We start from the raw sequence: 13,718 nt of genomic DNA on the forward strand, positions 1-13,718 counted from the left end.
AAAAAAGGACATAAAAAAAACCATAGTACTTTTCCAATAAGAAAAAGTACTATGGTTTAAAAAAATATAATCCTATTACATCAATCGGTTACTTCTGGTTAGTGTTTGTAAAAGCCCAAAAGCACGATTCAGATCTTCTTCATCTAAAATAAGGGTGATTTCATGTGTGGTAGAAACCATTTCCACCAAATTAATCCCTTCCCAGGCCAGTGTCTTAAGCAGCACATAGTAAACACCCGGCACCACGGTATTATCCTGGGGCAATCGGATGGTCAAAGAAGACAATTGCGCTCGTTTGTTTAAAATACTTTGATGTTCAAAAATTTCTTCGATTAAAGGGATCAAAGTGGCAGATACGACCACATTCGTCTCGTATACTCCTTTAGAGGACGCCATAAAAAGTTCGTGGGACTCTTTTTGTAATCGGGCCATCAGGACCTCCTGAGATTTAAGTAAAGAATCCGAATTTTTAAAAGTATAATCCACCAAATCGGAGCGGATAATGATCTCACCCAATTTGGATACATAAGTCCTCATTTCGGAGAGGAGTGTACTTTGAGCGGGCTTTGGAACATGACGTTTAATAGCCATTACAATGGCTCCAATTTGAACTGGTTTACTCATGTAACGCTCTACATCTTCCCTCATATTACGGGCTAGTGCCGTGAAATTAATAATTCCCTCGGCCAGGGATTCCTCCAGAAATGGAGCTTGTTGAATTAAATGGCTAACTACTTCCTGTACTGTTTGCATAGTTGTTAGGCGAAAAACTTGGTGTTAAATTGATTTGCAATTTAAAAATTTATATTAAATTTCATAACAAGAGAACCCCAAAACAAACTATATCCAACTAAGATGAAAATAGGACTTATCAAAGAAGGGAAAACTCCTCCTGATAGAAGAGTTGCCCTTACCCCCCAACAATGTGTTCAGTTACAAAACCAATTCAAAGGACTTTCCATTGTCGTACAACCCTCAAAAATAAGAAGTATTAGCGATCAGGAATATCAGAAGGCGGGAATTAATTTGCAGGAAAATCTGAAAGACTGTGATATAATTTTAGGAGTAAAAGAAGTACCTATCAAGGATTTGTTACAAAACAAACAACACCTATTTTTCTCTCACACCCATAAATTCCAACCCTACAACAAAGGCCTCTTGCAGGCCTGTATTCAGGAAAAAATACAATTAATCGATTATGAGTGCCTCACCTGGGAAAACGGCAGAAGAATATTAGGCTTTGGCAGATTTGCAGGTTTAATTGGTGCCTACATGAGCCTTAAAGCCTGGGGACATAAAACAAACAGCTTTGAACTTCCTCTTCCTCAGGAGTGCGATAATCTGGCCGATATGTTGACCCAGTTAAAATCGAGAGTTTCCTTTAGCGGCCCTCAAAAAATATTTATCTCAGGAAGAGGTCGGGTTGCTTCCGGAATAAGGGAAATATTGACTACCTTGGACATTATGGAAGTCAATGCAGAGCAGTTTATCAAGCAGAAATTTGAGAAAGTAGTCTTTTGTAATTTAGATACGGACCAATATTACACCCATAAGAGCAGAAGCTTCCAGTGGGATCATTTTCTAAAAAACTCAAAAGAATACCAATGTCAATTTACGCAGTTTGTGGCAGTTTCTGATATGCTCATTACCGGGCATTTTTATGATGCCAATTGGCCTGTACTAATACCAAAAGAGGCTATCGATTCCATGAGCAAACTCAAAGTAATCGGGGATATCAGCTGTGATATAAATGGTCCTATCCCAACCACCATTCGACCGAGCAAACTCGATGATCCCTTCTATGATGTTAATTTATCATCCCTGAAAGAGATCCCTGCTTTCAGCCAAAATGGACTAACGGTCATGGCGGTCGATAATTTACCGGGCGCCCTACCCACGGATGCTTCCGAGGATTTCGGCGCCTCCATCGCGGAGCACATCATCCCTTTGCTGCTGCAAAAGGAGGAAAATCCGATTATCACAAGGGCCACTATATGTAAAGACGGTCAACTGGGCAAGCATTTTCAATACCTTCAGGATTGGCTGAAAGAAAAATAAGTTCGCCTGAATGCGACATGCTTGAATTCTCGTTTAACTGCAAGGCGATCAGAATGACGGAAATGCTTCCTATTTCGAATTATTCCAATGCCGCAGTGGGGAAGGAAAAAAGCAAGCCACTACAAATTTGAGCTTTGATCAAATCAGTGGAATCAGGCTAAAAAGACTCCCATAAAGCTCTTCGGCCTGATTCTCTACAGCTGGAAGTGAATCATTCGGCTTAATTAAAGTGGTTAAATCCCGGAAGACTTAATTCCGGGTAAGGCTTTCCGAAGGTTACTTTTCCCCAAAGATATTCTTCGGAAAGTTTCCGTTTTCATAAAGTCAAAAATCCAGCGCAAAATGTTTTCCTTAAGCCGGATTATTCATCCTTAAGTCATCATATAGCTGATAGGCGAGAAAAATGAAGGAATTTTTCCTATTTCGAGATTCCCAAAGAAGCAGATGAATGCGGGGAAAGCAAGCCTCCCCAAATTTGAGCTATTATTAAATCAGCAAAACGACCCCTAACGCTCTGATCGATGGCACTTTGTGTTAACCCACTAAATCTAGCGATGAATAATTCGGGTTAAAACGCTCCCTAGAGGGTGTTTTTTCTGTAAAACAAATGTAAATTCCCTCGATTTTTTAACTCGTTGGATACTTTTATGAATAATCAAGCAGACAGTGGAACGCTGCTAGCCGACACAGGCACGGAGCCCAAATCTTCTAAAAGAATTGAGATTGTAGATGTTTTAAGAGGTTTTGCCATTCTCGTGATTATGCTCCTTCATAATATTGAGCATTTCAATTTTTACTTTTTCCCGGATAAAGCCGGGCAAGCCGATTGGCTAAATGCTTTGGATAAAAACATTTGGGACAGCATGTTTTTTCTTTTTGGAGGAAAAACGTACTCCATCTTTGCCATTTTGTTTGGCTTCACTTTTTCCCTCATGTTTTTGAAGCAACAGCAACAAGGAATTGATTTTGGAAAGCGTTATTTATGGAGATTACTGCTTTTAGCGGGCTTTGCCTGTTTCAATGCCATGTTTTTCCCGGGAGAAGTACTCATGCTTTATGCCATCACCGGCGTTTCCTTGTATTTTGTAAGGAACTGGAGCAACAAAAGTCTGTTTTTCATCGCCCTGTTTTTCCTTTCCCAGCCTTGGGAATGGTTCAATTATATCAAATATGTTTCCATAGCGGATTTTAGTCTGCCCAAGCAAATAAATTCGCAATACTGGAAACCAGTAATGGAGGCACTTCATTCTGATTCCATATGGATCACCTTCAAATCCAATATTACCACCGGTCAGTGGTGGAGTTTACTGTGGGCTATTGAAAATGGCCGGTTCACCCAAACCATTGGGCTATTTATGGTGGGTTTCCTGATCGGTAAAAAGGGTTTATTTGGAAGTCATTTCTACGATTTCTGGAAAAAGGTATTACCACTCGCAATCCTTTTTTGCATCCCATTATTTTACACTAAGCTCCATTTTCAGGGGGTGGATGAAGTTACGATAAAACGCACTCTGGGCGTTATTTTCGATATGTGGTGGAAGTTGTCTTTTACCTTCATTTGGGTATCACTATTCATTTTGCTGTATAAATTCTCCTTTTTCCAAAAATTAACTGCTCCGCTGAAAACCTATGGGAAAATGAGTATGACCAATTACATTACCCAATCCATCTTTGGGGGAATCCTTTATTTCGGTTATGGATTTTATTTGGCTAAAACTTGTGGAACCACCATCAGCTTTAGCATTGGTTTGATCATGCTCGTGGTTCAAATGATCTGCTGTCATTACTGGATAAAAAAGTACAAACAGGGGCCATTTGAAAAGCTTTGGCATAAGCTCACCTGGATAAAATAAAAAAAGAGGCTGTCTCATAATTCGAGATAGCCTCTTTTTTTGTCAAAAATGCAAGTACCCTCCCACAGGAGCGTTTTCAAATATGTGATTCTCTGAGGCTAGGTTTTACTTTTGAGACGGCCTCTTTTTTTGGCATTGAATAAAATTAAAAATTATGCTTTTCACCGAATTATGGATCTTATAGCCGGATTATTCATGACTGAATACTCATTTAGCTGCAAAGCAGGAAAAGTTTCCTATTTCGAATTTTCCTCAACAAAGCAGATGGATGAGGAGTAAGCCAACATACACAAATTCGAGCTTTCTGAAAATCAACAAAAACAACCGTCAAACATTGATCACTAACCCCTTGCAGCGCCTTAACAAATCTATCGGTGAATAATTCCGATTAGGTAGATCCCCTTTCAATCAAATTCGTGGGCAGTTCCAAATGGGGAAATTCCGAGTGTTCCTCACTTTTGAGATGTTGCAGCAGTAATTCACAGGCCTTTTCCCCTATCAGCTTTGCCGGTTGTTCCATAGTAGTGAGAGGCGGGGTGACATAATTAGTAGCTGGATCATTGGTAAAACCGGCCAATGCGACATCCTCAGGAATTCGCAAACCCAAATCTCGAATACAACGCATCGCCTCAAAAGCCACATAATCAGACACACAAAAAATGGCATCCGGTCGATCCTTATTAAGTTCCAATAATTTGCGGGCGGAGTGATAGGCATCTTCATTCAACAGCTTGCACTCATACACTTGAGCATTTGCCTGATCAAATCCATGATCATCCAGCGCTTTCATAAATCCTTCGTATCGCTTTTTGGAGATAGACAAACCCAAAGGACCCGAAAGGTGAGCAATATTTTTGTATCCTTTTTTTATTAAATGAGACGTCACCTGATAAGCCCCCTGAAAATCATCCACGGTCACTTTAGGACAATCCACATTATCTGCAACCCGGTCAAACAATACAAAAGGGATGTTTTTATCTTGCAACTTACGCAAATGGCTAAAGTCTTCGGTTTGCAAAGTCAAAGACATTAAAATCCCAGCTACTTTATTAGAAGCCAACATTTTCGTATTCAATACCTCATTTTCGAACTCTTCATTTGACTGACAAATAATCACATTAAATCCATTCGCCCGCGCTACATGCTGAATCCCCTCCAATGCGCTCGAAAAAAAAGTCCGATTGAATTCCGGAAGAATAACCCCAATCAAATTAGACTGCTTTTTGGCTAAACTAGAGGCCAGTAAATTCGGTTCATAATCCAACTTCTCAGCAAGCGCTTTAACGCGCCTTTTGGTTTCCGGATTTACATCAGGGTGATCTTTTAATGCACGCGATACGGTAGATTTAGAAATATCCAGCTTGATCGCTATATCTGATATGGTTATCGGCTTTTTCATAAAAAAAGGGAATTGAACCCCCAATACGTCAAAAAATAATCTGCAGGAAATTAAGGAAAAAAAGCCATTAAAAAAGGGATTAGCCCATTTTTGAACTAATCCCTCTTTCTATTGCAAAAAATATAATATTATTTTGCCCGAACAGCCTTCTTTATATTGGTCATTCTAAAAGCTACTTTTTGAGCCATTTCTTCGGTTCCTCTTTCTAAATTGGCTTGCTTAAAATACAAATCTACCGTGGTGCCTCTTCCCGGCTTACTGCTTATCTCTACACGCCCCCCATTTCTTTCCATTAAAGAATAAACCATAAAAAGCCCGACACCAGTACCTTCAATATCTCGATTAAATCGCTTAAATGGCTTTCCTACCTCACGTTTATTGGCCACCATATCGATTCCAATCCCCTTGTCGGAGATTTTCACCAGAAGAAACTCCCCAACCATTTTTGATTTCACTCTCACTTCAGGCTCCCGACCCGCTACCTTAGAATACTTTATGGCATTCGAAAGCACATTCTGCAGGACAATCTCCAGGCAAAGCTCATTGTAAACAATAAGATCCTTTTGAAAAGAATAAAAAATCTTTGGTTTAATATCCGCAATTAAGCCCTGTAACTTTTCCTCTATGCTCTCAAACATTTCAGTGAAAGAAATTTCTTTAACAGGTGCTTGTCTAGCCTTTTGCTCCGTTTTGAAAATTTCCAACATTCCAAATAAAGAGCTCTCTACACGCCCAACAGTTTGACCTATTCGCCTAACAGCCTCATTGCGCGTGGCGTCATCATCGGAGAGCTGTAATAATTGTAGTAAACCTTTCAGGGTATTAACCGGCCCCTTCAAATCGTGGGCGGAGGAATAAGCAAAAGTACTGAAAAAACGAACCTGCTCATTTAATAGCTCTATTTCATCGGTGAGTTTATCTTTTTCTCTGGCGATAATCGATGGCTTGGCAAAAGACTCATAAACCGATAATGACAAATAGGCATTTTGATTTTCAGCTTTTCGAAAACTAAGTCGTAACTCCCAAACCACATCAGAATGCTCCCCCATCACTACAAAAATTTCCTCTCCGATCGTCTTCTCCATCTGATGGTGCACCCAAAGGGATAGTCTGAACATCACTACCTCTTGCTGACTATCGGGAAGCATTTCGAACCAATCCATAAAATCGGCAAACCTTCCGGCACTACCGATCACCTCGCCACTATTGGATAACACAATGGTGGCGGGTAACATAAACTGCAACAGGTTTTCCTGATGAGCATCTGTAAGATTGTTTTCTGCTAAAATTGCTGAGAACATGATCTTTTGGATTGATTAAATTAGCTTTATAAGCAGTGAAATTAAGACTTATTCCACTTTCTTTTGACCAATTTCTATATAATAATTGAAAAAGAAAACTATTTCTTGGCAATATCAAAGTTCACTATCGTACCAAATCTACTAGTTTTTTGATTTTTTTCACACGAAATACGACTTTTTTCATATTTACAATCATTCGGTTGTTTAGGATTAGCGGAAAAATTCCAAAAAATGATAAAAATCAACCTAAGTAATTAATTGGTTCGTTTCCATTCAAAATGAACTTTTCTATCTTCGCCTCGGATTGGTCGATTAGCTTTTTAATCGATAATAGGGAATTTCGTTCAATTCGAAAGCTGTCCCCGCAACTGTAAGTACTACGCAATTATTGCACTTTTTCCGCAAGCCACTGTCGTTCATGATGGGAAGGTTATAAAAAGTTAAGTACGAGCCAGGAGACCTGCCAATCTACCTCCCCATTTTCTTACATCCGGGATTTGATGTAAGAAAGGAGAGTCAATAGCATATAAGAAATAAAATTATTGACCATCATACTTTCCCGGGTATGTAGTTTTTTTTTGTTAGGATGAAAATATCACCGAAGTTTTGGCTTTTTTTCCTCATTTCATGGAGCTGGGTATCTTGTGATAATCAAGAAAACCAAACCTTTTTACCGGATGGCCCCCCAAGGATTGAATTTCCTGTTGACAATCCACGGGTTCAAGAGGGAGGCATTTTAAAAATTGAACCTCTTATTTATAATGACAGCCCACAGAGCCAGTACACCTGGTCAGAATTCGGAGAGGTCATCAGTAATGAAAAAGTCTTAAATAACTATGCTTTTGAACATGCGGGCAACGTTCAAATTGTTTTTGAAGTCAACAATGGCGTGGGAGTTGCCCAAGACACGCTGATGGTAGAAGTTTATTCCAATGACGGTGGAGACCGGGAACCGGAAAAATACATTCACCGAATTGTGTCTTTTGACCCCGCACCAGGCCAATTTATCAATCAACAAAATATTGGTACACTGGCAGGTGCTCAAAAATTAATAGGCAAAAAAAGAGGGGGACTGCTAAGCCTTGGTGCCTTTGGCGGATCAATTACCGTGGAGTTTGAACCCGCCATTCCAAATGAGGAGGGCATGGACCTGGTCATTTATGGCAATGCCTTCGAGAATTCTGCGGAAATGGGCATTGTTGAAGTCGCCACAAGCGAAGAAGGGCCCTGGTATGAATTAGCAGGATCCGAATATGCTAAAAGCACCACCATCAAGAACTATGAAGTAACCTATTATCGCCCGGATTCGGATATGGACGATGTCAGATGGACCGACAATCAGGGGCAAGAAGGCGTGATCAACCACATGGGCACTTATTACCCACAAAATCATTATCCAGATAATCAGGGAGATTCTTTTAAAGTACGTGGTACCAGAATCGCTTCTGAAAGCTATCAGGAAAATGGGAGCTGGAAAAACCCAGCACCGGAAAACGGCTGGGGCTATGCGGACATGACTTCCATCAATGATGGAGCAGACAATTTTGACATTTCCTGGGCAGTAGATGAAAACGGCAATCAGGTGAAACTGAGTGAAATCAATTTCATCCGGATCTATACTGCTGTTTTGGATAATGCCGGCCACCTAGGAGAGGTTTCGACCGAAATAGCCGGCATAGAAAACCTGCATTAAGATTTACATCCGGGGAGGTCACTCCCCACTTTTTTCCAAGTCATGTCTTTTTTAAATATATTTTTTTTATTGCTGGGTTTTCAGCAACCGCAGGACTCCACCAGGCAAATCATCCTGAAAGAAATCGAAATTGAAGGCGAAAAACTAGAGGATCGCCAGACTTTTAAACAAAGCCGGATAGAATCCCACATTATAGAGGAAAACCTATCGGCTAATTTGGGGGATTTACTCACTTTGGAAACCCCTATTTTCATCAAAAGCTATGGTGCCGGTGGAGCTCAGACTGTATCCTTTCGCGGTACCGGAGCCTCTCATACTCAGGTATACTGGAATGGGATTAATTTGAATTCCCCCATGTTGGGCCAGGTGGATTTATCTTTATTCCCGGTGGCTTTTAGTGATGAAATAAAAGTTGATTATGGAGCCTCTTCCTTATTATATGGCACAGGAGGACTTGGAGGGGCGATTCACATGAACAACCGGGTATCATTCGGCAAAATCTCCGACCTTCGGCTTACGCAATCCATCGGAAGTTTTTCTGAATATGTTACATCCGGAAGTTATAGTAAGGGTAATGACAAATGGCAGTCAGTAACAAAATTTTACTATAAAACCGCAGCCAATGACTTTAAGTATTGGAACATTAGCCAAAGCTCGGAGCCGGTTAAAATGACCAATATTAATGCGGAACAAAATCAATACGGACTTAGCCAGGAGTGGCATTACCAACTTAATAACGGAGACCGAATTGGCTATCGCTTTTGGGGACAATATAATGACCGGAACCTCCCTCCATCCACAACAGTACCTGATAGCTACGGCTGGCAACAGGATGCTGCGATCAGAAATCTCATTGACTTTGAACGCAAACGGGACGATTATTTGCTGACAGCAAATTTTGCTCACATGCGGGAATTTACAAGCTACAAAGACAATAAGTCAGGAATTGACTCCAAAAGCATGGTGGATATCTTCCAGGCCAATGTTCGATACAGCTATCAATGGTTCAATACTTTATGCCTAAGAGCCGGAGCAAATGCTACTTTGGACATCGCCAATTCCGATAACTATGATGAACCAAATAAAGATGAGACCATAAGACGGACGCAATCTAAACAGGATATCTACGGTGAAATAGAATATATCCCTAATCCGGCATGGTCGATATCCCTATTAGGCAGACAGCAGTGGATTGATGGAGATCTGAAACCCACACTTCCTTCCTTAGGCATCCGCTATTTTAAAAATAGAATTATGGATTGGGAATGGGGGCTAAGAGGAAACATTTCCCGAAATTTCCATGCCCCGAGTCTCAATGACCGTTATTGGTGGCCAGTAGGCAATCCGGATTTACTTCCGGAAGAAGGGTGGGAAGGAGAAATCGCTTTCCAGCTTCAAAAAAATAAAGAGAAAACAAACTTTTCCTCAGAAACCACTTTGTTCTTCTCATATATAAATAACTGGATTATCTGGCAACCGGGAGTATTTAATCTTTGGCGTCCGGAAAATATTACGCTGGTATTCAGCCGAGGAATTGAGCAAAACTTTCAGTACAATATTCAAACTAATCATGCTAATCATCATTTCTTTCTAAACATTGCTTACACCAAGGCCGAAAATCAGAAACCTAAAAATGACCGGGATGTATCCGTCGGCAAACAATTGATTTACACCCCAATGTATAGTCTTCAAGCCTATTACAGGCTAAGTCTGGGCAAATGGAAATTCACAGTTGAGGAAACGGCCTATGGTAAGCGGTTTACGAAAACGGACGAAACGCAATACCTGCCAGCATACTTTCTGACCAATGTGGTTTTATCGAAAGATTTGAACTGGAAAAATCAGTTATTCAACGCTCAGCTCAGAGTTAATAATCTTTTTAACTACCATTATCAGTCTGTGGCCTACAAACCAATGCCTCCTCGTAACTTTTTACTTACGCTGACCTATTATCTGCAATAAATGAATAAGCTAAATATATTTTTCTTTCTAATTTTATTCCTTCCGGCCTGCAACAATCCTGAGGACGCCAGACCAGTGGATATTAATCCTCCGGTTAGTGGGGACTATCAGCAAGGAATATACATTCTGAATGAGGGAAACTTTGATTGGGGCGTTGCTTCCCTTTCTTTTTTACATACGGAAACACAAGAAATAGACAATTTAATTTTTCGGGATACCAATGGCTTTGAATTAGGAAATGTAGCGCAATCAATGTCCATTCATGGAGATAAAGGCTATATCGTAGTGAACAATTCTGAAAAAGTGGAAATCATCAATCCTTATACCGCTGAATGGATTGGCAGAATTCGTATTCCCGGAGGGAGCCCTCGCTATATGGAAAAAATTTCTGACAATAAGGCCTACCTCACTGAATTATATGCTGGTTGTTTTTGGGTGCTTGATCTCGAAAATGAGGTAGTTGATAAAAAAGTTGATGTAAGCGGTGGCTGGACAGAATCGATGGTCCGGCTTGGGGATTTCGTTTATATGACCAAACAAAGGGAAGTACGAGATCCTGAACAAGCCGACCAGGAAATCCTGAAAATAGATATTCAATCGGATAAAATAGTTGATCGGGTAACCATGCCTCCGGGTCCGTCAGGTTTGGTGCTTGACAAGAATGAAAAAATTTGGGTACTATGCAATGGAGGACTCATTCAAAAAGAACCCACCCTCCTTCAATTAGAACCTGAAAACATGACCATCATTCAGCGATTTGCTTTCGATAACCAGGCAGCAACTTATCCGGGAAACCTACGAATAAATCCGGCCGGAGATATGTTGTATTTTATAAACGGTGGAATTTATGCTTTTGAAATTACGGCTTCTCAATTGCCCCAAAAGCCGATCATCGATGCGGCTAAAGATCAAATTTACTTTGCACTAGACATAGACCCGGAAAATGGAGATATTTATCTCTCTGACGCCATCGATTATTTACAAAGAGGATTGATCTATCAATACAGCGCAGAGGGCAGCTTATTATTAGAAGATAAGGCGGAAGTAATGCCCAACCAGTTCATTTTTTGGCGACCTTAAAATCGCCAATAAAACAGATCAAAACAAGCAACCTCCTTTTGATAATATACAGATAAAGAATCCTTTAATTAATCATAAAGGCATCGGATCACAAATGCTAATCGCTTTCCCGTTTATTGATATAGTAACTTTTTGGGACCTGAATGAGGAAAGCGGCATGAAAAAGAATTTGAATAATCCGATCATTTTCACTTTGTTTTATTTGATCTATCTGCTCTATCTAACCGTGGCAGTACTGATAAGCGAGCATCATTACCTCTCCGCCTCCCTTTTCTTTTGGCCCATTATCCATTTGGGTTCCACCTTGGGGGCGTACTGTCATGACCTTTGGTTCCGAAAATCCATTGACCCAAAAGCGCTGAACTTATTAGTCAAATACCTTAATCGCATACCAGCGCGAGCCATGACAATCCTTGCAATTACCTTAAGTATAGGATGTCTCGTACTTTGGTGGTTTTCCAAATATCTGCTTGGATTATTAATACTCATCACGCTTCCTATAGCCATCAGGGAGTTGGTATTGTATATTCCTCTAACAATTCAGAAGCCCGCTCAAATTACCAAGCCTCAAGAACAGGTGTCCTAAGCCGAATTATTCACCGCTGGATATCGAACATAAAATTATAAAACCCACTAACAGGGTTTAAATAGTGTATTTGCTAATGCCTTGATAGCTCAGAATTGAGTCAGTTTGCTTCCTACTTATTCATATGTTTGGATAAAAAAACTCGAAATAAGAAAGCGTTACTACATTGGAGCACCTTGAAGCTAAACAAGGAAAAAAGCATAAAGAATTCGAGCCAAGACAAAATTAAAAAAAGCTATGCTCACAAAAGCTCCATACATTTTTATCCAGCGATCCAAAAGATGAACACTCAGTCCAATTTGAAAATACTATGCGGCTAGCGTGGCATTATTTCGCTTAAGCACCGGAATAGCCTTCCCGAGGAACAACCACTGAAAGAGGCCACGAGAAATTAAAAACAATAACATCCCACCCCACAATGCCATCTGTTCATCCCAACGGCATACCACCAAATAAAATGGGAAGAACACCAAAAAAGTAGACAGAAACATAGTATTGCGCATCCATTTGGAAGCAGTAGCCCCTATATAAATCCCATCCCAAAGATAGGAAGGAAAAGAAATAAGTGGAATGAGCGCTACCCAGGGCAAATACTGAAGGGCGTGCCTAATAATATGTTCCTGGTTTGTCAGCAGTGATAAAATCAACTCTCCACCAAACCAATAGGACAGGCTAAACAAAGCGGCCAACAACAATCCCCAATGGAACAACCTCTTAACCAGCTTTCTCAAAGCCCATTGATCTTTAGCCCCTACATACTCCCCTACTATTGCTTCAGCGGCATAAGCAAATCCGTCGATCAAATAGGAAAAGAACATTAAAAACTGCATCAATAAGGTATTCACTGCCAAGACTTCCTCACTGATACCCGCAGAGGCGGAAGTAAAGAAATTGAAAACCAATAGCAAACAAATGGTCCTGATAAAGATGTCTCGATTCACAAGGAAAAAGGCAGTCATGCCTTTCAAATTAAAGATTAAACTCCTATTCACCTCTTTCAACACCCAGGGATACTTGTATAATATTACGCCTCCCAAAACGAAAAAACCTAAATACTGGGCCATCAAAGTGCCTAATGCAGCCCCCTCTACATCCATATTTAATTGATAAATGAAAAATGCCGACAACAACACATTACAAACATTTATCAATAAAGTAATGGCCATGGGAAGTTTTGCATTCTGCAAACCGATCGTCCAACCCATTAAAGCATACAGTCCGATCGTTGCAGGAGCAGCCCATATCCGTACCATAAAATACCGCCAGGCCTCCGCTTTCAAAGTAGCACTACCTTCTACCAAATAAAATCCGAGCTTTCCGATGGGCCATTGAAATAATATACATAACAAACCAACCCCAACGCCCACTGCCAGGGCTCGAAATAATAAGGATCGCATTTCTGAGCGATCATTACGACCATAAGCCTGGGCAACCAAACCGGTGGTCCCCATTCTTAGAAAACCAAAAGACCAATAAAGGAAGTTAAAAATAATACTGCCCAACGCCATGGCGCCCAAAAAAACAGGATCATCTAAATGCCCCAATAGCGCCAGATCCACCATCCCTAATAAGGGCACCGTAATATTGCTGATAATATTTGGTATTGCCAGCCGTAATATTTTTTGATCAATTTTGCTCATTAATGTAAAATTAGACATTCCTGCTTTCCTATCAGCTATATAATTAGCCTTTCTTGGATAAATACACATTCCCGCCCTTGCCAACCAAACAGCTCCACGCATTAAAATAAGATTAATTATTTTAAATCATGAAAAGCATAGCTTTG

Annotated in this window: 10 protein-coding genes and 1 riboswitch; of the genes, 6 read left to right on the forward strand and 4 right to left on the reverse strand. The window is 40.3% G+C overall.

Translation table 11 applies throughout. From position 1 onward, the window contains the following. Nucleotides 1-75: 75 nt before the first annotated feature. Nucleotides 76-753, reverse strand: a complete 678-nt coding sequence (locus AAA970_RS20200) for an ACT domain-containing protein (RefSeq protein ID WP_060689393.1) — start codon at nt 751-753, stop codon at nt 76-78. 102 nt (nt 754-855) lie between these two features. Here AAA970_RS20200 and AAA970_RS20205 point away from each other — a divergent pair, with 102 nt between their 5' ends. Both AAA970_RS20205 and AAA970_RS20210 read left to right on the forward strand, forming a co-directional pair. Continuing rightward, nucleotides 856-2,058: an NAD(P)-dependent oxidoreductase gene (locus tag AAA970_RS20205; protein WP_338238706.1), complete on the forward strand. Its 1,203-nt coding sequence runs from the start codon at nt 856-858 to the stop codon at nt 2,056-2,058. Between the two features lie 647 nt (nt 2,059-2,705). Beyond that, nucleotides 2,706-3,911, forward strand: coding sequence for a DUF418 domain-containing protein (locus AAA970_RS20210; protein WP_338238707.1), 1,206 nt, complete (start codon nt 2,706-2,708; stop codon nt 3,909-3,911). A 388-nt stretch (nt 3,912-4,299) separates the two neighbouring features. On the opposite strand, the gene AAA970_RS20215 is transcribed toward AAA970_RS20210, so the two are convergent. Both AAA970_RS20215 and AAA970_RS20220 read right to left on the reverse strand, forming a co-directional pair. After that, the gene (locus AAA970_RS20215) at nt 4,300-5,310 is read right to left on the reverse strand and encodes a LacI family DNA-binding transcriptional regulator (RefSeq protein WP_338238709.1); all 1,011 of its coding nucleotides are present in this window, start codon (nt 5,308-5,310) and stop codon (nt 4,300-4,302) included. A 128-nt stretch (nt 5,311-5,438) separates the two neighbouring features. Continuing rightward, nucleotides 5,439-6,611, reverse strand: coding sequence for a sensor histidine kinase (locus tag AAA970_RS20220; RefSeq protein WP_338238710.1), 1,173 nt, complete (start codon nt 6,609-6,611; stop codon nt 5,439-5,441). Between the two features lie 288 nt (nt 6,612-6,899). Continuing rightward, nucleotides 6,900-7,093: riboswitch (cobalamin riboswitch) on the forward strand. Between the two features lie 104 nt (nt 7,094-7,197). Here AAA970_RS20220 and AAA970_RS20225 point away from each other — a divergent pair. The 4 genes from AAA970_RS20225 to AAA970_RS20240 all read left to right on the forward strand — a co-directional run bounded on the left by AAA970_RS20225 (nt 7,198) and on the right by AAA970_RS20240 (nt 11,932). Continuing rightward, nucleotides 7,198-8,304, forward strand: coding sequence for a PKD-like domain-containing protein (locus tag AAA970_RS20225; protein WP_338238711.1), 1,107 nt, complete (start codon nt 7,198-7,200; stop codon nt 8,302-8,304). Between the two features lie 42 nt (nt 8,305-8,346). Continuing rightward, nucleotides 8,347-10,266 carry a TonB-dependent receptor gene (locus tag AAA970_RS20230; RefSeq protein ID WP_338238712.1) on the forward strand — a complete coding sequence of 640 codons (1,920 nt, stop codon included), beginning with the start codon at nt 8,347-8,349 and terminating at the stop codon, nt 10,264-10,266. Continuing rightward, complete coding sequence (locus AAA970_RS20235) at nt 10,267-11,346, forward strand: YncE family protein (RefSeq protein ID WP_338238713.1); 1,080 nt, start codon at nt 10,267-10,269, stop codon at nt 11,344-11,346. A gap of 157 nt (nt 11,347-11,503) precedes the next feature. Beyond that, the gene (locus tag AAA970_RS20240; protein WP_338238714.1) at nt 11,504-11,932 is read left to right on the forward strand and encodes a hypothetical protein; all 429 of its coding nucleotides are present in this window, start codon (nt 11,504-11,506) and stop codon (nt 11,930-11,932) included. A 308-nt stretch (nt 11,933-12,240) separates the two neighbouring features. Here AAA970_RS20240 and AAA970_RS20245 read toward each other — a convergent pair whose 3' ends face one another. Next, the gene (locus AAA970_RS20245) at nt 12,241-13,572 is read right to left on the reverse strand and encodes an MATE family efflux transporter (RefSeq protein ID WP_338238715.1); all 1,332 of its coding nucleotides are present in this window, start codon (nt 13,570-13,572) and stop codon (nt 12,241-12,243) included. Nucleotides 13,573-13,718: the final 146 nt, after the last annotated feature.

Origin of the sequence: Persicobacter diffluens (assembly GCF_036244895.1) — a bacterium.
GTDB lineage: Bacteria > Bacteroidota > Bacteroidia > Cytophagales > Cyclobacteriaceae > Persicobacter > Persicobacter diffluens.